The sequence below is a fragment of the Lutibacter flavus genome (genome assembly GCF_900188355.1).
Taxonomy (GTDB): Bacteria; Bacteroidota; Bacteroidia; order Flavobacteriales; family Flavobacteriaceae; genus Lutibacter; species Lutibacter flavus.
The window spans coordinates 45559-65403 of sequence record NZ_FZNX01000007.1 but is presented as its reverse complement, the minus strand read 5'-3'; the positions used below and the strand labels follow the sequence as shown (position 1 = coordinate 65403).

Genomic DNA, 19845 nt, shown 5'->3' with positions numbered 1-19845 from the left:
GGAATATGTAAAAGAGATTATGTTTATCTAAAATTGATTATATTAGTAATATCTAATCAACAATTATGAAAAAGTATATAATAATTCTATTAGGAATATTATTTTTTAACAATAGTATTCATTCTCAAGAAAAAAAAATCACAATTAAAGTAAAAGATGTATTTAATAAACCTGTTGCTGGGGCCATCATTCTTTTTGATAATAAGAAACAAAAAATTTGGACAAATTCAAATGGAGAGTTTAAAACAAAAATAAAATCTGATCCAAAGGAAATAAGTGCTTTTCATCCAAATATTGGTATTAAAAAAATAAAATATAATGGAAAAAATAATGTAACCATTATTATAAAGGAAGGAAATGACTTAAATCTATCAGGTAATACTTCAAAACAAGTAATTTTAGATTCAGGTCAATTTAATACAATATATGATTATTTAAGAGGTCAAATTTCTGGAGTAAATGTTACTTCTGATAACATAATTAGGATTAGAGGTTATAATTCGATAAATCGCAACATGACTCCTCTTTTTATATTAAACGGAATAGAAATTACAAAAGAAACATTTGGAGGAATTAGACCTGATAACATTAAATCTTTATCTGTTTTAAAAGGACCGGAAACAAGTATATATGGCATTAGAGGTTCTAATGGTGTTATAATTGTTAAAACAAGGTCATAGAATCAATTCCCAAAATTAATCTCTTCAGGAATTTTGAAGTTTGCAGATAATTCTACAATAAAGATTTCACATAGCGTTTGTGCATTCTTCTTAAAAGAATTAATTCTTTACGAAGCATTCTAACAAAATCTTTTCCGTGGATTTTAGTACCCTCTAACTTCATGCAATTGTTATACAAATTATCGATAAAGTATTGAAGTGATTTTGCGTATTTAAGTTTTAAAATAGGATTTTGTTGAATTTCAATCTCAGCAATTTTTGGAACCAATCCCAAAGAATCCATTACCAAATTATTTGCATATCTATCCGATTCCCTTTTTGACAGATACATGGATTGAATACTTTTTTCATTTGTAACATACGCAGCAATGCTACGTGTTAAACGAAAAATATCAATTGACTTCTGATAAATCACAGACTGTTTTAAATTATATTCAGTAGAATCCAACATTTGTTAAAAATAATACTAACAAAATTACTTTGTAATTTAAATTTTCACATTTAATAATTAAAGTAAAACCCACTATTTAATTTAAATTTTAATATTTTTATACGATATATCTATAATAATGAAACTAGACACTATAAACTGGAAAATATTAAGTTGTTTACAGCAAAATGCCAGGCAATCTAATACTGAAATTGCCAGAATTGTTGGAGTTACTTCTCCTGCAGTTGCAGAACGAATTCGTAAAATGGAAGATGCTGGAGTGATTGAAGGTTACCATGCAAAAGTTTCACATATTGAAACCGACCATCAACTAAAGGCAATTATAACGTTAAGAGCATTTATGGGAAGATTAAAACCTTTTTTACAAACAGTTACTAGTTTTAATGAAGTTGTTAATTGCTATAGAATTACTGGTAATGAAAACATTGTAATGGAAGTTGTATTAAAAAATCAAAAACATTTAGAACAGTTTATAGACCAATTAATTACTTATGGAGAAACAAGAACACACATTGTTTTATCAAATGTAATTGAAAACAACCCAATTATAAAAAAAGTAAATTATTAACAATAATTATCCTTCTCTATCTATAATTGTTAAAGCCAATCTAATTTTAAAATACTCAATTTCAGCATTTAAATGCTCAAAATAAGGTTTTAAAGCTTGAGGACTTTCTAACTCTTCTTTAGCCAGTCTCACTTTTTCAACTTCTTGTTTTGATACAAAATCGTAGATATCAATATCCTTTCCCTCGGTGTATAATAATGCCAAATGAGAAAAAATAGTGGTCGATTTTAAATTACGTTTTTCAGCAATTTCATCAATTGAAAAACCTTCTTTGTATAAGTCGTAAGTTATTTTATGTGTGTCTTTCTTTTTTCTTGTTTTAATTTTTTCATTTGAAAAAGCAACAATTTCAGCAATAAAATCTTCTCCATAAACCTCCAATTTGCGTTGTCCTACTCCACTTATATCTAAAAAGTCAGATTCACTCATTGGGCGTGCTCGTTCCATTTCTTTTAAAGCAGCATCACTAAACACTAAATATGCAGGAATATTTTCGGCCAAAGCAATTTCTTGTCGTAATTTTCTTAAACGCTCAAATAAAGTATCCTTTTTAGCTTTTGTTGTTTTAGCTGTTTTACTTGATTTTTCAGAAGTAACTGGTTCTTTGTATTCAACAGGTTTCGTTAAATTAACTTGTTCTTTATCAAACAACACTTTTTTTGAAAAACTGGTTAATCGCAGCGCATTGTTTTTGTGAAATGCTATTTCGCAATACCCTTGATTCATTAATTGAATTAGGTACTGTTGCCAATCTCTCCAGGAAATATCGCTTCCCACTCCGTGCGATTTTAATTTATCATATCCTTTATCTAAAACAGTTGCATTATGTGCTCCTCTTAAAACATCTATTATTGTTCCTGTAGCTTCAGTTTCTTTTAATCTTGATATTACCGAAAGTGCCTTTTGAGCAATTATTGTTCCGTTAAAAAATTGCGGAGGATTTTTACAAACATCACAATTCCCACAGTTTTCAGCTAATAATTCTCCAAAGTAACTTAACAATATTTTTCTTCGGCAAGTGTTTGCTTCAGAAAACTGCTTCATTCTATCTAATTTTGCAGCCTGAACATCTTCATTAGTAGCACCACTCATAAATTTTCTGAGTTGTATTACATCAGAATAACTATGAAATAATAACGCATTTGCTTTTAATCCATCACGTCCACTACGCCCAATTTCCTGGTAATAACCTTCAATATTTTTAGGCATATTATAATGAATTACCCACCTAACATTGGATTTGTCAATTCCCATTCCAAAAGCAATAGTTGCACAAACTACTTTTATTTTATCATAAATAAAATCTTCCTGTGTTTTTGAGCGTTCAGCAAAATTTAAACCAGCATGGTACGATGCCGCATTTATGCCATTCTGCTTTAATTTACTAGCGGTTTGTTCCGTCCCTTTTCTACTCAAACAATAAATAATACCAGACTCGTTAGGTTGTTTTCTAATAAATTTAATTATTTGAGAAATCCGATCATTTGCCGGACGCACTTCCAACTCAATATTCTTTCTGTCAAACGATGAAATAAATTGTTTTGCTAAAGGAATATTTAGTTGCTCAACAATATCTGCTCTAGTTGCTTTATCGGCAGTAGCAGTTAATGCAATAATTGGAGTGTTTGGTAATGTTTGTTTTAAAAACCCTAATTGTTGATATGAAGGTCTAAAATCATGTCCCCAAGATGAAATACAATGCGCTTCATCAATCGCCACACAACTAATATATTCTTCTGTTATAATATTTTGTAAAAAGGATAGGCTTTCCGGAGCTACATATAATAACTTTAATTCTTTGCTATATATTTTTTCAAAAATTGCTGCTTGTTCAAAACTCTCCTGACTACTATTGTAAAAATCTGCGGCAATTCCATTTGCCTTTAAACCATCAACCTGATCTTTCATTAATGCGATCAAGGGAGAGATAACCAAAGTTAAACCTTCAAAAAGTAATGCTGGTAATTGAAAACAAATAGATTTTCCACCACCAGTTGGCATAATCACCAAATTATCATTTTTTGAAAGAACCGACTCAACAATTTCTTGTTGTTGGTCACGAAAACTATCGTATCCAAAATATTTTTTTAGTGTTGGAAGTAATTTTTCTTGAGTTTCTTTTAATAGCATTTATTCAATTTTTGACAAAAATACATTTTATTCACAAATTAGAAGAAAATGAAATTTAATACACAATTTTTGTCTTTATTTCAATAGACTATACAATGGAGCCATAACATTTGGTATTATCTTAATTTAAGAGCATTATACCAGCTTGCAATATGTAGCATCATATTGCTTACCTATAAAAAAGCGTGCTTCCCTCATAAAACTTTTGTAATTTTACCAGCTTAAAAGTTTGACTTTAAAACTAAATAAAAAGACATGAGTAAAATAATGACAGTCGACGTTTTGTCGAGTATTAAAGGAGCACAGTCCTCAGAGACCGTGAACAAATTATTTGATGTAATCAAAAATGCACAACCAAATAATAATAATTCCTCTAATAATGTCAATTATAATTGCGTGTCGTTAAATGATTTACGAGAAGATGTTGTGATGGAAAGCAGTGCTTTAGAGAAAAAAATCATTATAGAAAACTTTCCAAAAGAAAAAAATGGATATTTAGTTGTTGCTAAAGTTATTGAAGACTAGTATGGATTCTCAAATAAAAAAAATTCACCAACAATTGGTGACTAAACAGATATCTTGTACCGCGTTGGTTCAAGAAAAATTAGACTTATTAAAAGAAAATACACACAATACGGTAAACTCTTTATTAGATAAAATTGCTTTGGAATTAGCGGTAAAAGTTGACGCTAAAATAGCAAATGGTGAAGAAATAGGTTTGTTAGAAGGTATTCCTTTTGGAATAAAAGATGTGTATATGGTTCAAGGAACTTACACAACTGCAAGTTCAGATTTATTAAAAAATTACAAATCGGCTTATACAGCAACTGCCATTCAAAAATTATTAGATGCAGGTGCTATTCCTTTAGTTAAAGAAAACTGTGATAGTTTTGGACACGGTTCTTCAAGTGAAAATACCATTTTTGGAGCGGTTAAAAATGCATTAAATACAGAGTTGGTTGCAGGTGGTTCAAGTGGAGGTTCTGCTGTGAATGTGGCAAAAGATTACACTGTTTTTTCAATTGGTGGAGATACTGGAGGATCAATTCGTCAACCAGCTGGATACAATCATATTTATGGTTTAAAACCAACTTACGGACGTATTTCTAGATATGGATTAATGGCATACGCATCTTCTACAGATTGTGTTGGACCTTTAGCAAAATCTATTGAAGATATTAGAATTTTGTTGAATGTGATGAGTGGAAAAGATATAAAAGATCAAACTACTATTACTTCTACAGAAATTAAGGAAGATTCAATTTTAAATAACGGAAAGGTTAAAACTATTGGGTATTTTAAAAACTTTGTAAATAACACTTCTATTGACCCGAAAATAAAAGCTGATTTTTTAGCAACACTCGAAAAAATTAAAGAACAAGGAATTACAATAAAAGAATTGGATTTCTTTGATTCTGATACGTTAGTTTCTACATATTACACGTTGGCAATGGCTGAAACTGCCTCTAACCTATCCCGATTAGATGGTACAAATTATGGAAATCGAATTGAAGGTGACAATTTAAAAGACACGTATGCTATTACACGTTCCGAAAACTTTTCAGAAGAATCTAAACGAAGAATTGTTGGAGGAAACCAAGTATTATCACAAGGATTTTCAGATGAAATTTACTTAAAAGCATTAGCACTAAGAGATCAGATTTCAGATAACTTCGATAAAGATTTTAAAGAAGTTGATATCATACTTTCTCCGGTTACGCCAAACACTCCTCCAAAAATTGGAGATAGTTTAAAAGATCCATTGGCAATGTATTTGTCGGATGCTTATACTGTTGGATTTAGTTTGGGACAATTACCAACTTTAACGGTGCCACAAGGAACTTCAACAGGTCTACAAATTACTGCTGCAAAAAATCAAGAACAAACACTATTGAAGTTTGCTAACTTCTTAAAAGAAACGATATAATGGAATTGGAACAATTAACTGCCGCCTTAAAAGCGCACGATTTAGAATTGGTAATCGGACTGGAAACACACGTTCGATTAAATACCAAAACCAAGTTGTTTTGTTCTTGTCCAAATCAAGAAATTGAAACACCAAACGAAAATATATGTTCGGTTTGTACCGGACAAATGGGAGTTTTACCTTCCATAAATAAAGAAGCTATTTCAAAAGCTATTTATTTTGGTAAAGCCGTAAAATCTACTTTCTCAAATGAAATAATTTCTTGGGATAGAAAACATTACGAATATCCTGACAATCCTAAAAACATACAAATTACACAGTTTCATAATCCTGTAATTCCAGACGGACAAGTTTCTTGTTTTAGAAATGATGGTTCTCAATTTACAGTAAGTTTAACTCAAGTTCATATTGAAGAAGATGCTGCAAAATTAATGCACGAGAAAAATATTTCTTTGGTAGATTTTAATAAAGCTGGAGTTCCATTAATAGAAATTGTAACAGATCCTTGTATTCGAAATATTGATGATGCCTCAACCTATGCACAGTACATACAACGTATTGTTCAAAACTTAGGAATTTCTGAAGCAAACCTTGAAAAAGGGGAATTTAAATCGGATGTTTCAGTTTCTTTACGTAAAAAAAGAAGCTACGAGCTAAATCCAAGAACTGAAATCAAAAACCTAAACTCGTTTAAGTTTATGGTGGATGCCTTGAAAGAGGAAGTTGAAAAACAATTCAACTATTACATTGAACATAAAGAATTTAGACCAGACCAAACAACTGTTTTATGGGATGCTGATTTAAAGCAAACCAAAACAATGCGTAAAAAAGAATTTGAAGCAGATTATCGTTTTATTTCTGAACCAGATTTACCATTTGTTAGCATTAAAAATGAAATTGAAGCTATTAAAGTAGACACAAGTGTATTGCCTTATGCTGTTGAAGCTATTTTAATTGAAGGTAGCGTTTTGCCCCAAGATGCAAAATTCTTTACTGCAGATCCAATACGTTCTGAAGTATTTGTATCAATAAATAAAGTGCTAAAAGATCCTTCTTTTGTTGCAAAAACATTGGCAAATAATATAAAACCAGAAGAATATTCTAAAATCAATAATATTGAACATCTTATTGAAATTTTTAGTTTGTTTAAAGCTGAAAAAATCACTGCGGTTTTAGTTCAAAATGGGATCACTTCTTATTTAAAAGATAGAAGTTTTGATTACAACCAGTATTTTGAAGACAATACAATTTCAGAAGAAAAAATCAATGAAGTTATTGCTAAAGTAATTTCAGAAAATGAAATTGTTGCCAATGAAATTAAAACAGGAAACCAAGGAAAAGCAGGTATTCTTGTTGGAAAAGTGTTGGCAGTTATTGGAAAAGGTGCTTCAGGAAAAGTAATTCGCCAGAATATTTTAGATACTTTAGGAGCAGCTTCTGTTTCAGAAAAAAAGCAGTCATTTGAAAAAGCTGCGATAGAGGAAGCGGCAAAGGAATCCGAACAAGAAGATTCAATTCCTAATATCCCAATAATTATAAAAAATGAATACCGAACTCATAAAATCACTGATTTATCTGAAGCCAGTATTTCTGAAAAAGTAACATTATCTGGTTGGGTTTCTAGTGTTCGTGACCACGGAGAATTAATTTTTATTGATTTACGAGATTCTAGTTATGAGATTTTTCAGGTTCGTTTAAGTAGAGAATCTTTTCCAAACTTAGATGAGTTGGTAAAACTAAAACCAGAATCTGTAATTAGCGTAACCGGTGTAATTGTTGAAAGAAACGAGGATGATTTTAACGCTAGTTTGCGCACAGGTAAAATTGAATTAGAAACATCTGAATTAGAAATATTAAACTTGTCTAAAACGTTGCCTTTTGAAATTAAAAGAGCTACAAAAACAAGTGAAAATGTTCGTTTTCAATACAAGTTTTTAGATCACAGAAATGATGATGTAAGAAGAGCAATTGTAAATCGCCATAAAGTAATTAAAATGTTGCGTGACATTTTAGATGACGAAGAATTTTTAGAAATTGAAACTCCAATTTTAAGTGCAGGAACAGATGAAGGAGCGCGAGAATTTATTGTTCCAACTCGTAAACAAGCAGGTTTCTTTTATACGCTACCACAAGCACCTCAGCAGTTTAAACAAATGCTAATGGTTAGTGGTTACGAAAAATACTTTCAAATTGCTCGTTGTTTTAGAGATGAAGATTCTCGTGGAGATCGTCAGCCAGAATTTACACAGTTAGATATTGAAATGGCATATGCAAGTATGCAACAGATTATAGATTTAAACACAAAAATGTTTAATGAAATAGTTAAAAAGATATATGGTAAAAAATGGGTTTTACATCCGTTTGAAATTATTACCTACAAAGAAGCTATGGATAAATATGGTTGCGACAGACCAGATTTACGTTATGGTTTACAAATGCAAGACATTACTGATATTGTAAAAGACACTACTTTCCAAGTTTTTAGCAAACCTATTGAAAATGGTGGAATTGTAAAATGTATCAAAGTTTCTGCTAAAGAACAAGGCAAAGACAGAATGTCCAAAGGTCAAATTGAAAACTTAACTGCAATTGCACAAGCAAATGGATTAGGTGGTTTGGCTTATATTATTGTGAATGAAAATGATTTACAATCGCCAATTATTAAGTTTTTAGGTGAAGAGATTGCCGCAGGAATTATTGCTGCAACAAATGCACAAGTTGGTGATATTGTCTTTTTCTCGGCTGCTGATTATGCTACTGCAAATAAAGCATTGGATGCTGTTCGTCAGGAAATGGGTAAAATTTTACGCTTAATTAATCCAAAAGAATTACGTCCGGCTTGGGTAATAGATTTCCCAATGTTTGAAAAAACAGATAACGGTAGATGGACATTTACCCACAACCCATTCTCAATGCCTGCTATTTACGATTTACAAAAGCATATGAATGGAAATGATGATGAAATTGGAACTATTATAGCGCAACAATACGATTTAATCTTAAACGGTTACGAAATTGGTGGTGGATCGGTTCGTGCACATAAAGCAGAAATTTTAGAGGCTACTTATAGAAATATGGGTTACAACAAAGAGGAAATGATGCGAAGTGTTGGAACTATGTACAAAGCCTTTCATTATGGGGCACCTCCACACGGTGGTATTGCCTGGGGAATTGATCGTTTAATGATGATTTTAGAGAAAAAAGCTTCTATTAGAGAGGTAATGGCATTCCCTAAAACAGGAACTAGTGAAGATTTATTATTTGGAGCGCCATCTCTTTTATCTGATAAAAAGGTAGAAGAAATGAATGTAAAGATTATTAGGAAATAGAAAATTAAAACGTTTTCGTCAACCTGAATTTATTTCAGGTTCTCATCATATTTAATTACAAGTTGTATGCGAACCTGAAATAAATTCAGGTTGACGTATTCTTGTCGAAATATAAACTTCGACAAATTCACTTTGACAAAAACAAATGTCATTTTGAATGACTGAAAGGAAATGAAGAATCTCATAGTTCTAAAATGATAACTCACTTTCGTTCAGTATTACAAAAAATATTGGGCCTGTCGAAATAGACTAAACTTCGACAAGCTCAGTTTGACAAGCTTTTCAACTACAAATTATACCCAATAGAAAACATTATAATTCTAGGTAAAATATAAGTTTTAGTATCTGAAATTATATAAGAAGAAAAACTATTTTGTTGTTTGTAATTTACATTGAATAAATTTTGAGCGTCAATTTTAAAACTCCAAGCACTATCTTCATTTTTATATGAAAGTGTTGAATTTGCTATTTGATATGTGTTTTTTTGGCTAGCTGTTTTATTCTCATAATTATAATTCTCATACTCAAAAGAATAAATAAATCCTTTTAAAAAATCGTAATCGATGGTAACATAAGGTTGGTTTGTAACAAATTTTGAAGTTTGATTGCTTGATGTATAATTACCAATACTTTGTTCAAAACCTACTTCAATTGTTGGAAAATTATCAAACAAGGTTTTCGCAGAAAGTGTATAATTATAACTATTACTTTTATTAGTTACAAAAGCACCATTTATATTTTGAAGGTATTTTGAAGTTAAAACTCGTGTATCCAAGCCATATTTAAACTGTTTTATTTTCTTGTTTACATTTAAATTATAGTTCCAACGTTCTTCCGGATTGTTCACAATAATTGGCGATACATAATAGTTTGTATTTTCAAATTGAACAGCATTTTGAATCCCTTTTACTTTTTTAGAGTAGTTAATACTTGCAAAAAACATTAAACCTTTATATAAACTTAACCTGCTATAATAAGCTCTTGCAGTATGAAATAATTCGTTTTCCAAATTTTCATTTCCTTTAAAAACTGAATTATACGATTGTAAATAAAACTGATTTGCTAATTTTGAAGCATTTGAAAAAGAACTCTTTAATTGATAATTTAATTTAATTTTTTTTGAATTGCTAAACTTTATTGTTCCTGAAAAATCTGGTAAAACCACAAGTTTATTTTTATCTATAGTAGTTTGTTGATTTAAACTCCAATTATAATTATGTAAAAAAGCACCTTGTTTAAATTCAAAAATCCCTGTTTTAAATTTATAATGTATGCCAACAAATAAATCGTTTAGTTTATAATCTAAATCATTACCAAATCCCCCAGAAGAGAAATTATGTGTAGTTCCGTTTTCTAATTGTTGACTTTCTTCTGTAAAAAAAGATTCATTGCTATATTTATTTCCAAGTGTTGTATAAATATGATTAAAATTATTTAACACCCAATAATGTTTAAAAATTGAATTAATTGTAGTGTTTTTAGTTTCTTTTAATTGATTTATAACATAAGTATCTTCTTCTTTAACAGGAATTAACCCTTGTAAAATTTGTTGATTCGTTTCCCAAAGTGTTGTTGGGTTGTTTTTATCAAAAGTAATATCCGTAGCAAAAGAAAACGTATGTTTATTAGTGACTTTTTTATGCCATTCTATGTTTTGGTTAAAATAAGTTGCATCCGCATTATTTTTTGATAATATGGATCTGTTTTCATTCTCAATATTAGAAATAATACTGTTATTTTTTAAGTTATCGGTTTTTTTAAATTGCGTTTTAAAATACCATTGGCTGTTTATAGTTGGAGCGTATTCAATATTAAATTTGGCAATTCCTAAAATATTTTTGCTATTTGTGTTATTTTCTTTTTTTTCTGTAAAAGCCTCATATTGATTTATACTTTCTAATAAAGTTTCATTTTTTGAATGTGAAAAAATAGCATATCCAGAAATATCTAATTTACTATTCACAACTTTAGTTATGTTTAAAGCACCAAATTTATTGGTGCTTTTTACCAAATCTTGCGTTTCTAAAAATTGAGAAAAATCGCTTGCAGCAACATTGTAAATAGAACCATTACCCTTTAAAATAGCACTCATACCTCCTTGAAAACTCATATAATCTTTAAACGTAAAAGTTTTTTCGCCTGTGTTGTTTAAATTTCCTATAAAATTTACATTGGTTTTTGGACTGTAATAAAATAAGTTACTATGTGTTCTGTAAAAATCTTTATTGCCTTTACCAACTTCAAGATCTCCAAAGGTAAATTGTTTTTTGTCTTCTTTTAAGAGAATGTTCATTGCCAATTCCTCGGAATCTGACACGTTTTTTAAAAAAGCAATTTCACTGTAATTATCTATTACCTGCACTTTGTCTATTGCATTTGCTGGGATATTTTCAACAGCCAATTTTGTTCCACCTCCAAAAAACTTTTTACCTTCTACCAATAATGTAGTTACTTTTTTTCCTTGTACTGTTACACCTCCATTTTTATCGACTTCAACACCTGGTAGTTTTTTAAGTACATTTTTCAATTTCCGCTCTTCCCCAGTAACAAATTTATTCGTGTTGTAGGTTATGGTATCTTCTTTAACGGTAACAGGCATTTCAATAATTACTTCTTGCAATTGATTTGGGGCATCTTTTAAAAAAATATTCTTTTGTGAATTTTCCAAAGCAACAAACTCAAAACTGGCCGTTAGATAGCCCATATAACTTACTGAAATAATGAATGTTTCATTTTTCTCAAGTTCTAATTTATAATAGCCATCATCATCTGTTATCGAAAATTGTAAATTTTTATTTACATCTAATGGTTTAGCAATAACATTGGCATAGGCTAATATGTTTTGTAATCTGTCTTTTACAGAGCCTTTTAAAATGGTTGTTTGGGCGTTTATAACAATGCATGAAAACAGTAAAATTAGGGTAGCAATTTTTTTCCTAAATATCATTATATTTAATTTATTCTGAAAAATAATAGTAATTTTTTTACTTTTTATAATTAAAATTTCCCCTTTTTCATTCTTTCAAAAAGACTTTTCCCAATTTCATTATATTCTTTTTCAGTTACCCTTTTTCCCTTGGCTGGCTTCATAATTTCCACCTTTCCCTTTGGGTTTAGCTCGAGTTTATTCATTGAATATATTGCTTCATTTTCAATACTTAACTCTATTATTAATCCTGGTAATCCTCCATAGCCAATCGGTCCAAAAGAAGCAGGGATTTCTGGACAATACCATGCCTCAACTTGCTTTTTAAAAATTTTATCGTTTTCAACAATTTTAACTGTTATAGCTTTATAACATAAAAAGTTTCCTATTAATTTTGTTTCATTTAATAGTTTCCACTTTATTTCATTAAAGCTTCGGGCTTTTAAAAATAACTGACCAAAAGATTCTACCTGATGTATACTTTCATTATTATCTAAATCTGAATAATAAACTCCCCTACCGCCAAACATTTTAGCCAGCCTCATCTCATAATCACTAAGATTTAGCTTATCTTCTAATTTAAAAATTGACTCATTTGTTATAAATTCCAATATAAATTGGAAATTATTATCCAAGGAATTTAACGTCGATTTAATCTCAGATTCATTTTGAGTTTGTCGATTCTTATCAAATTGAAAATTATTTTGCTTCAAATAATAAGCTCTTCCTTCTATTCCTTCTTGACAAAAACTAATGGAATAAACACTTAAAATTAAAAAAAATGTAATAATTATTTTCATGTTTTAAAATTTAAACAGCCATTATTATAATAATGGCTGTTTCATTAATAATTTAGTTTTGTCTACAATTAGCCATTACAATATCATATATTTCAAACACATCTTCTATAGATACCCCTGCATCATATGCTATATTTGCAATGTCTGAAGCAACCTGTTCACAAGTAGGTGGCATTTCATTTTCATTTATTTCAACATTCGAATTCGCATTCACCATTGTAATACTTGCAAAAACAAATACTACACCTAAAATTATTTTTTTCATTTTAATAAAATTTAAATTAGTTTATAGCGCATAATTGCGCTTTATATTTTTTTAATTCTACGAGGTGTATTACTTTTGCAACACTTTCCTCTGTTTGTATGTAGTAGCTATGTCATAATAGTTAGTGGTTTTAGGTTAAACATTTTATTAGCGTATTGTGTTCTTAAAATTTTACAAACAGAGGATTTTTTTGTTTTTAGATTATTAGTGTGGGATTCCTCCTGGAGTTTATCTTGAGCGAAGTCGAAAGACAGGAATGACAGGATAAAAGAGTATAATAGTTGATTACTACCTAAACAGGCATTACAGTAATTATAAGATAAATTAATGGAATTTACAGCAATTAATTGTCTCATATATAGGGTAAAAATCTTTTTCAGTATAAATGTATAAAAAAAAAAAAAAGGAATGTGCAATAAATAAGGTTATTTTATTTAATTAAACAGCTATACATCAATATATTATGGCTAATCATCATTAAAGTAAGGAAAAACCCTACTGTAACAAAGTTTGTGTCTATTTGTTAAATGCCTACTTTAGCAACACTTAAATATTAGAACATTATGTCACAATTCACATTACTTTTTGCAAGTATTTTAGGAGCTCTAGCTGTAATATTTGGAGCTTTTGGAGCGCACGCATTTAAAAAAATACTAAACGAAGAACAATTAAAAAGTTTTGAAACTGGTGTAAAGTACCAAATGTATCATGCTTTAGTTTTATTATTAATTGGGTTTAATTTTAACCTAGAAACAACTGTAGAAAAATATATGGTGTATAGTTTTATAATTGGCGTTATATTATTTTCATTTAGTATTTATGGTTTGGTAATTTCTTCTGCAAAAAATAAAAAACTAACATTTTTAGGTCCAATTACGCCTCTTGGTGGTTTGTTGTTAGTTTGTGGCTGGTGCCTGTTGTTTTATAATGTATTATATATCTAAATAATAAGAAACTCTATTTCACCTAAACTTTTCAAACTGATTAAAAGATTACCACAGTGTTACCTTTTTCGCTATGACTTATAGATAAATTTTTTATTAGATTTTTTTGTAGTTTTACAATTATTGTAATTAAAACTTAAATGAAAAAACACACTTTTAAAGTAATAATTTTATTATTACTAATAATAACTGTATTCAGTTGTAAAAAAAATAATTCCTCTGAAAATAAAACAACTAATTTCGTTCAAGAAAATTACGATAAAATAGAAACGTCTATTTCTATGCGTGATGGTGTTAAATTATTTACCTCAATTTACACTCCAAAAGATAAAAGTAAAACCTATCCAATTTTAATGCAACGTACTCCTTACAGCGCTAGACCGTATGGAGTAGATAAATATAAATCTAAAATTGCTCCAAACGAGCACTTAATGAATGAAGGTAATATTGTTGTTTATCAAGATGTTCGTGGACGTTGGATGAGTGAAGGAACCTATGACAATATGCGTGCTTACATTCCAAATAAAATAGATAGTACGTTTGTAGATGAAAGTTCTGATACTTATGACACAATAGATTGGTTGGTTAAAAATGTTGAAAATAACAATGGTAATGTGGGTACTTGGGGAATTTCGTATCCAGGTTTTTACAGCACATATTCAGCCATAGATGCACATCCTGCCTTAAAAGCTGCTTCACCACAAGCTTGTATTGGTGATTTCTTTTTTGATGATTTTCACCATAATGGGGCTTATTTATTAAGCTATTTTAGAGCTACTCCGCTTTTTGGCACTCCAAAAGACACGCCAACAGATTCATCTTGGTATAAAATTCCTGATATTAAAACCAAGGATCAATATCAGTTTTTTTTAGATGCTGGTCCGCTTAGTAATTTAGATCATTATTTTGAATATGAAAAATTAGACAATCCTGCATTGAAAAACAGCAATAATGCTAGTGATTTCTTTTGGGAAGAATTAAAAGAACATCCTAATTATGACGAGGTTTGGCAAAGCAAAGGAATTATTCAACATTTAAAAAATATAAAACCACATGTTGCAACTATGATTGTTGGTGGTGAATTTGATGCTGAAGATTTGTACGGACCGTTAGAAACTTATAAAACTATAGAGAAGTATAATCCAGAAAATTATAATACCATTGTTTTTGGACCTTGGAGTCACGGACAATGGGCTAGTACAAAACCAACAAATAGTGTTGGAAATTATTATTTTGGAGATTCTATTTCTATAAAATTTCAAGAACAAATTGAAACTAAATTTTTTAATCACTTCTTAAAAGGTACTGGTGATAAAAATACTGGATTACCAGAAGCTTATGTGTACGATTCTGGTAAAAAAGAATGGAATAGTTATAATTCCTGGCCTCCTAAAAATACTAAAAAAACAACGCTATTTTTATCAGACAACCAAAAATTAACGACTGATAAAGAAAAAGAAACTGGCTTAAAATTTATTAGTGATATTAAAAAACCTGTTCCATATTCTGAAGATATTAAATCGGTTTTTACTCCACGAAAATATATGACCGATGATCAGCGTTTTGCTGCAAGAAGAGGTGATGTTTTGGTTTTTGAAACCGATGTTTTAGAAAATGAATTCACTTTGGCCGGTGATATTTTTGCTAAATTACAAGTTGCAACTACAGGAACTGATGCCGATTGGATTGTAAAAGTAATTGATGTGCATCCTTCTGACGTAGAAGAAACCAATAAGAATATGCAAAAACATTTAAAATTAAGTAACTTTCATTTAATGGTTAGAAGCGAAGTAATGCGTGGAAAATTTAGAAATAGCTTTTCAAATCCTGAGCCATTTAAACCTAACAAAAAAACGGAAGTAACTATTAAATTACAAGATGTACACCATACATTTAAAAAAGGTCATAAACTTCAAATTCAAGTGCAAAGTACCTGGTTCCCTTTAATCGATTTGAATCCACAAACTTATGTGGATAACATATTTAAAGCAACAAAGGAAGATTTTAAAACACAAACACACACTGTTTTTACTTCTTCTAGAATTGAATTTACAACGTTAGAATAAAAATATTTTATTATGAAACATCTATATCTTTTACTTAGTTTTTTATCAATTCTAGTAGTTTCATGCAAAGAAAAACCAACAGAAAAAACAGCTTTACAAACTGAACAAGAAAAACCGTTCTCCTTTGAAGTTGAAACCATAGTTGAAGGATTAGAAGTTCCTTGGAGTATGACTTTTTTACCTAATGGTTCTATGTTAATTACAGAACAAAAGGGAGATTTAATACATTTTAAAAATGGAATAAAAACTACTATAAAAGATGTTCCAGAAGTTTATTTTCACGGACAGGGCGGATTGTTAGATATTGAACTAGACCCTAATTACGATAAAAATGGTTGGATATATATTTCTTATGCATCTAACATAGAAAATGATGGAAAAGGTGGAAACACCACAATTATGAGAGCTAAATTAAATGATTTCACTTTGGTTGAAAAAGAAGTCTTATACAAAGCCACACCCAATACAAAAAGAGGGGCACATTTTGGTTCACGCATTGAGTTTGACCGTGAAGGTTATTTATATTTTTCAATTGGAGATCGTTTCGATAGAGATGTAAATCCACAAGATATTACGAAAGATGCAGGAAAAATCTATCGAATAAATAGTGATGGAAGTATTCCAAAAGACAATCCTTTTATAAATTCTAAAAATGCAAAAAAAGCCATTTTTTCTTACGGACATAGAAATCCACAAGGTATGGCAATACATCCTACAACTGGTGAAATTTGGACGCATGAGCACGGTCCGCAAGGAGGCGATGAAATTAGCATTATTAAAGCAGGGAAAAATTATGGTTGGCCCAAAGCATCTTTTGGAATAAACTATAACGACACAAAATTTACCGATGATACCTCTTTGCCAGGAATGGAAGATTCAATTCATTATTGGGTTCCATCTATTGCGCCAAGCGGAATGGCTTTTATAACGAGTGATAAATATCCTGATTGGAATGGAAATGTTTTAGTTGGGTCTTTAAAATTTCAATATTTAAATAGATGTGTTTTAGAAAACAACAAAGTAATTAAAGAAGAAAAATTATTAGAAAATATTGGTCGTGTTCGTTGTGTTCGTCAAGCTCCGGACGGATTTATTTATGTTGCTGTTCAAAATAAAGGAATTGTTAGGTTAAAACCTACCAATTAGAAAAGTCTAATTTTAGACTAAATTATTACATAAACAAGCACTATAAACAACAAGGCATACATAAAAACTGATATTTTCCAAAAAATATGAGCTTTCCTCAACTCCATAAAATAGAAGGAAACTCCTAAAAATTTTACTACTGAAAGAATTAAAATTAGCAAAACCGTACTTGAATATAGTAACGTTGAATTAGCAATTAATGCAGTACAAATTGTCAATACAATTAATACAATCCAAACTTTTAAGAAGGATAAAATCCCCTCTTGAGAGGGGTAAGGGGTGTGTTTTTTTTTCATTCTAAAAAATTAAATAGATTATTGGAAATAACAACAACCAAATTAAATCGCACATGTGCCAAAAGGCTGCACTAGCTTCAAAATCCTCTAAATTTGTTTCCCCTTTTTTCTTTTTCAACCCAATAAAATTTACTGCTAGAACTACCAAACCAACAATCACATGAATTACGTGAAATAGTGTTAACATCCAATAAAAAGAGAAAAATGTATTATAACTTAACGTAAGTCCTCCCTGAATTTTACCATAATATTCAATGCTTTTTAAAACTAAAAATAACAACCCTCCTAACATTGTTAATTTTAAAAACAACGATGATTTTTCTACCTCTTTAAGTTTTAGATATTTTACAGATTGTGCCATAAAAAAACCACTGGTTAATAAAAACACAGTGTTTATAGCTCCATAAGTAGAGTTTAATAATAACCTTGAATTATGAAAAACTTCTGGTTCATCTTTGCTATTAATAACCATTGCTATTAAAGCCATTCCAAAAGTGAACAATTCTAAAAATATGATAATCCACATTAATATTCCTCCTGGCGGATAATAAATACTTTTAGAATTAAGTTGTTCTGTTTGCATAATATATTGTTAATCCCAGTCTAATAAACGTTTTTGTCCTTCTAATTTTTGAATATCTGTAATGTCCTGAGACATTTCAATTACTCCTTTATATTGCTTGTCGTTATCACGAATAGCAAAATATCTAATATGTATAATTCTTCCTTTAAAATTGAACCAGAATTCGGCAACATCTTTTGTTCCCGCTTTAAATTCAGCAACAATTCGTAATACCATATCCACACTTTTTGGCGGATGACAAAATTTCACTTCTCTTCCTATAATTCCTTTACTTCTTAGGAAAACTCTATCGTCTCCTCTATTGTAAAAAATCACTTTGTCATTTTCATCCACAAAAGTGATATCCACAGGTAAAAAGCGAAGTAACAGATTTACTTGTTCGGGTGTCATATACCCTTCGTCATAATGAAATGTATTATCTAATGAAAAGGATAAATCTCTTTTAGAAAAATCATCACTTGGATGCACATATGCAACTTCTTCAGCTCCTGGATAAGGAATTGGTTTTTCAATTAACATCCACCCTATTTCTTCATCTCCAATATAAAATTCTTTCCAATCATCTTCAGATAATAAACCCATAGATTTTGGAAACAACTTCATATCTTCAATACTTAACAAGCGTTTAATTCCTTCAATTAAATATGGAATATTATCTGTAATTTTTGATATGTTTTTTTCAGTATTGTATCCCTTTAACAATCTGATTTGATCTCTTAAATTATCATGAAACGACCACATTCCCTGACTTGGACCTTCCCAACCATATTTTTCTAAGTATGGAAACAACTGATTTTCTTTTCTTGAAAATCGTTTTTCAATAGTGGTTAATTGATTAAATATATTAAAATATTTTTGAAAATCTTCAAAGGGATTTACCTCATATAATTCTAATAATATATCTTGTATTAAAGCACTTTCCTGATAATAAACTTTTACTGGATGCCCAATTGGCAATTCTTCAGCAGTGGGTAAAAATAAATTCATTTTTTTAATTTTTGTTAGTTTAAATGCTTTTACTCTATTTCTTTAAGCACTTTTGGTATTAATACATTTTTTTCTAAATGCATATATTTTTGTACTTCATGATGAAACCCGTGTAGTTTTTCATATAAAAATCTATATGAATTACAAGCTTCTGCAGGAACGGAATAGTGGGACGATAACGCTGCAATTTCTTTTAAAGAATCTCCAATTAATTGTTGTGCTATTTCATTTCTTTTAATTGTTTTCTGTAAATTTTTCAACAATTCCAATGAAACCCCTTCTTTTTTGGCATTCAATGCTGCTATTTCATTAATTATGGGGTATAAACTCATAATTGAATTTTGAAACATTTCAGTTATCACAATGTCAACACCTTTAACTAATTTATTAATTTCAACTACCTCTGTATGTTCAAAACCATGAACTTCTGCAACTTTAGCTGCAAATGGTAAAATTTCAAAAATAGCATCGCTAATAGAAACGTGATAACCATCTTTTGCTTGCTCAATTATTGATGGTATATCTGCATCCTTTGTATTTGATAATCCAGAAATTTTATTGTTTATGGATTCAATTTCTGCTTTTAGCACTTCAAAATCCACTCCGCTTTCTTTACAAATTTTATCTAAAGTATCGCCACCTCCACAGCAAAAATCAATTTTATATTTGCTAAAAACATGATCTGACCCTAAGTTTTTTGACACTACGTCCGCTACTGTGTTTTCTTTTGTTATTTGCATTTTTAAT

General features: G+C 29.7%; 17 protein-coding genes. 8 read left to right on the top strand and 9 right to left on the bottom strand.

The genetic code is table 11. The features are described from left to right. The first annotated feature begins 65 nt into the window (after positions 1-65). Positions 66-680: a TonB-dependent receptor plug domain-containing protein gene (locus CHB63_RS16440; RefSeq protein ID WP_089379584.1), complete on the top strand. Its 615-nt coding sequence runs from the start codon at positions 66-68 to the stop codon at positions 678-680. A gap of 52 nt (positions 681-732) precedes the next feature. Here CHB63_RS16440 and CHB63_RS16435 read toward each other — a convergent pair whose 3' ends face one another. Further along, a complete protein-coding gene (locus CHB63_RS16435) occupies positions 733-1131 on the bottom strand; it encodes a hypothetical protein (protein WP_089379583.1) in 399 nt (132 codons plus the stop codon). 118 nt (positions 1132-1249) lie between these two features. On the opposite strand from CHB63_RS16435, the gene CHB63_RS16430 reads away from it, so the two are divergent. Further along, positions 1250-1699, top strand: coding sequence for an Lrp/AsnC family transcriptional regulator (locus tag CHB63_RS16430; protein WP_089379582.1), 450 nt, complete (start codon positions 1250-1252; stop codon positions 1697-1699). A 6-nt stretch (positions 1700-1705) separates the two neighbouring features. Here CHB63_RS16430 and recQ read toward each other — a convergent pair whose 3' ends face one another. Continuing rightward, positions 1706-3829, bottom strand: a complete 2124-nt coding sequence (gene recQ / locus CHB63_RS16425; RefSeq protein WP_089379581.1) for a DNA helicase RecQ — start codon at positions 3827-3829, stop codon at positions 1706-1708. A gap of 255 nt (positions 3830-4084) precedes the next feature. Here recQ and CHB63_RS16420 point away from each other — a divergent pair, with 255 nt between their 5' ends. Genes CHB63_RS16420 through gatB/aspS form a run of 3 tightly spaced genes read left to right on the top strand, consistent with a single transcriptional unit; the run spans position 4085 to position 9085 of the window. After that, positions 4085-4354: an Asp-tRNA(Asn)/Glu-tRNA(Gln) amidotransferase subunit GatC gene (locus CHB63_RS16420; RefSeq protein WP_176420424.1), complete on the top strand. Its 270-nt coding sequence runs from the start codon at positions 4085-4087 to the stop codon at positions 4352-4354. A gap of 1 nt (position 4355) precedes the next feature. After that, positions 4356-5756, top strand: coding sequence for an amidase family protein (locus CHB63_RS16415; protein ID WP_089379580.1), 1401 nt, complete (start codon positions 4356-4358; stop codon positions 5754-5756). Continuing rightward, positions 5756-9085, top strand: coding sequence for a bifunctional amidotransferase subunit GatB/aspartate--tRNA ligase AspS (gene gatB/aspS / locus CHB63_RS16410; RefSeq protein WP_089379579.1), 3330 nt, complete (start codon positions 5756-5758; stop codon positions 9083-9085). The genes CHB63_RS16415 and gatB/aspS overlap by 1 nt, the downstream gene beginning before the upstream one ends. A gap of 286 nt (positions 9086-9371) precedes the next feature. Here gatB/aspS and CHB63_RS16405 read toward each other — a convergent pair whose 3' ends face one another. Genes CHB63_RS16405 through CHB63_RS16395 form a run of 3 tightly spaced genes read right to left on the bottom strand, consistent with a single transcriptional unit; the run spans position 9372 to position 13076 of the window. Next, the gene (locus CHB63_RS16405; protein WP_089379578.1) at positions 9372-12032 is read right to left on the bottom strand and encodes a carboxypeptidase-like regulatory domain-containing protein; all 2661 of its coding nucleotides are present in this window, start codon (positions 12030-12032) and stop codon (positions 9372-9374) included. A gap of 50 nt (positions 12033-12082) precedes the next feature. Then, positions 12083-12811, bottom strand: a complete 729-nt coding sequence (locus tag CHB63_RS16400; RefSeq protein ID WP_089379577.1) for a GLPGLI family protein — start codon at positions 12809-12811, stop codon at positions 12083-12085. 52 nt (positions 12812-12863) lie between these two features. Beyond that, positions 12864-13076 (bottom strand): hypothetical protein, encoded by a 213-nt coding sequence (locus CHB63_RS16395; RefSeq protein WP_089379576.1) that lies wholly within the window; start codon positions 13074-13076, stop codon positions 12864-12866. A gap of 563 nt (positions 13077-13639) precedes the next feature. Between CHB63_RS16395 and CHB63_RS16390 the strand changes: the two genes are divergently transcribed. The 3 genes from CHB63_RS16390 to CHB63_RS16380 all read left to right on the top strand — a co-directional run bounded on the left by CHB63_RS16390 (position 13640) and on the right by CHB63_RS16380 (position 17232). Beyond that, positions 13640-14020: a DUF423 domain-containing protein gene (locus CHB63_RS16390; RefSeq protein WP_089379575.1), complete on the top strand. Its 381-nt coding sequence runs from the start codon at positions 13640-13642 to the stop codon at positions 14018-14020. 140 nt (positions 14021-14160) lie between these two features. After that, the gene (locus CHB63_RS16385; RefSeq protein WP_089379574.1) at positions 14161-16086 is read left to right on the top strand and encodes a CocE/NonD family hydrolase; all 1926 of its coding nucleotides are present in this window, start codon (positions 14161-14163) and stop codon (positions 16084-16086) included. Positions 16087-16098: 12 nt separating this feature from the next. Then, complete coding sequence (locus CHB63_RS16380; protein WP_089379573.1) at positions 16099-17232, top strand: PQQ-dependent sugar dehydrogenase; 1134 nt, start codon at positions 16099-16101, stop codon at positions 17230-17232. Positions 17233-17249: 17 nt separating this feature from the next. Here the strand turns inward: CHB63_RS16380 and CHB63_RS16375 are convergent, their stop codons facing one another. The 4 genes from CHB63_RS16375 to CHB63_RS16360 are packed head-to-tail and all read right to left on the bottom strand — an operon-like array spanning position 17250 to position 19838. Further along, a complete protein-coding gene (locus CHB63_RS16375) occupies positions 17250-17528 on the bottom strand; it encodes a cytochrome C oxidase subunit IV family protein (protein WP_089379572.1) in 279 nt (92 codons plus the stop codon). 1 nt (position 17529) lies between these two features. Continuing rightward, the gene (locus tag CHB63_RS16370) at positions 17530-18111 is read right to left on the bottom strand and encodes a cytochrome c oxidase subunit 3 (RefSeq protein WP_089379571.1); all 582 of its coding nucleotides are present in this window, start codon (positions 18109-18111) and stop codon (positions 17530-17532) included. Between the two features lie 9 nt (positions 18112-18120). Beyond that, entirely contained in the window at positions 18121-19098 is a 978-nt protein-coding gene (locus CHB63_RS16365; protein WP_089379570.1) for a DUF438 domain-containing protein, read from the bottom strand. 29 nt (positions 19099-19127) lie between these two features. Further along, positions 19128-19838, bottom strand: a complete 711-nt coding sequence (locus tag CHB63_RS16360) for a DUF542 domain-containing protein (RefSeq protein ID WP_089379569.1) — start codon at positions 19836-19838, stop codon at positions 19128-19130. Between the last annotated feature and the right edge of the window lie 7 nt (positions 19839-19845).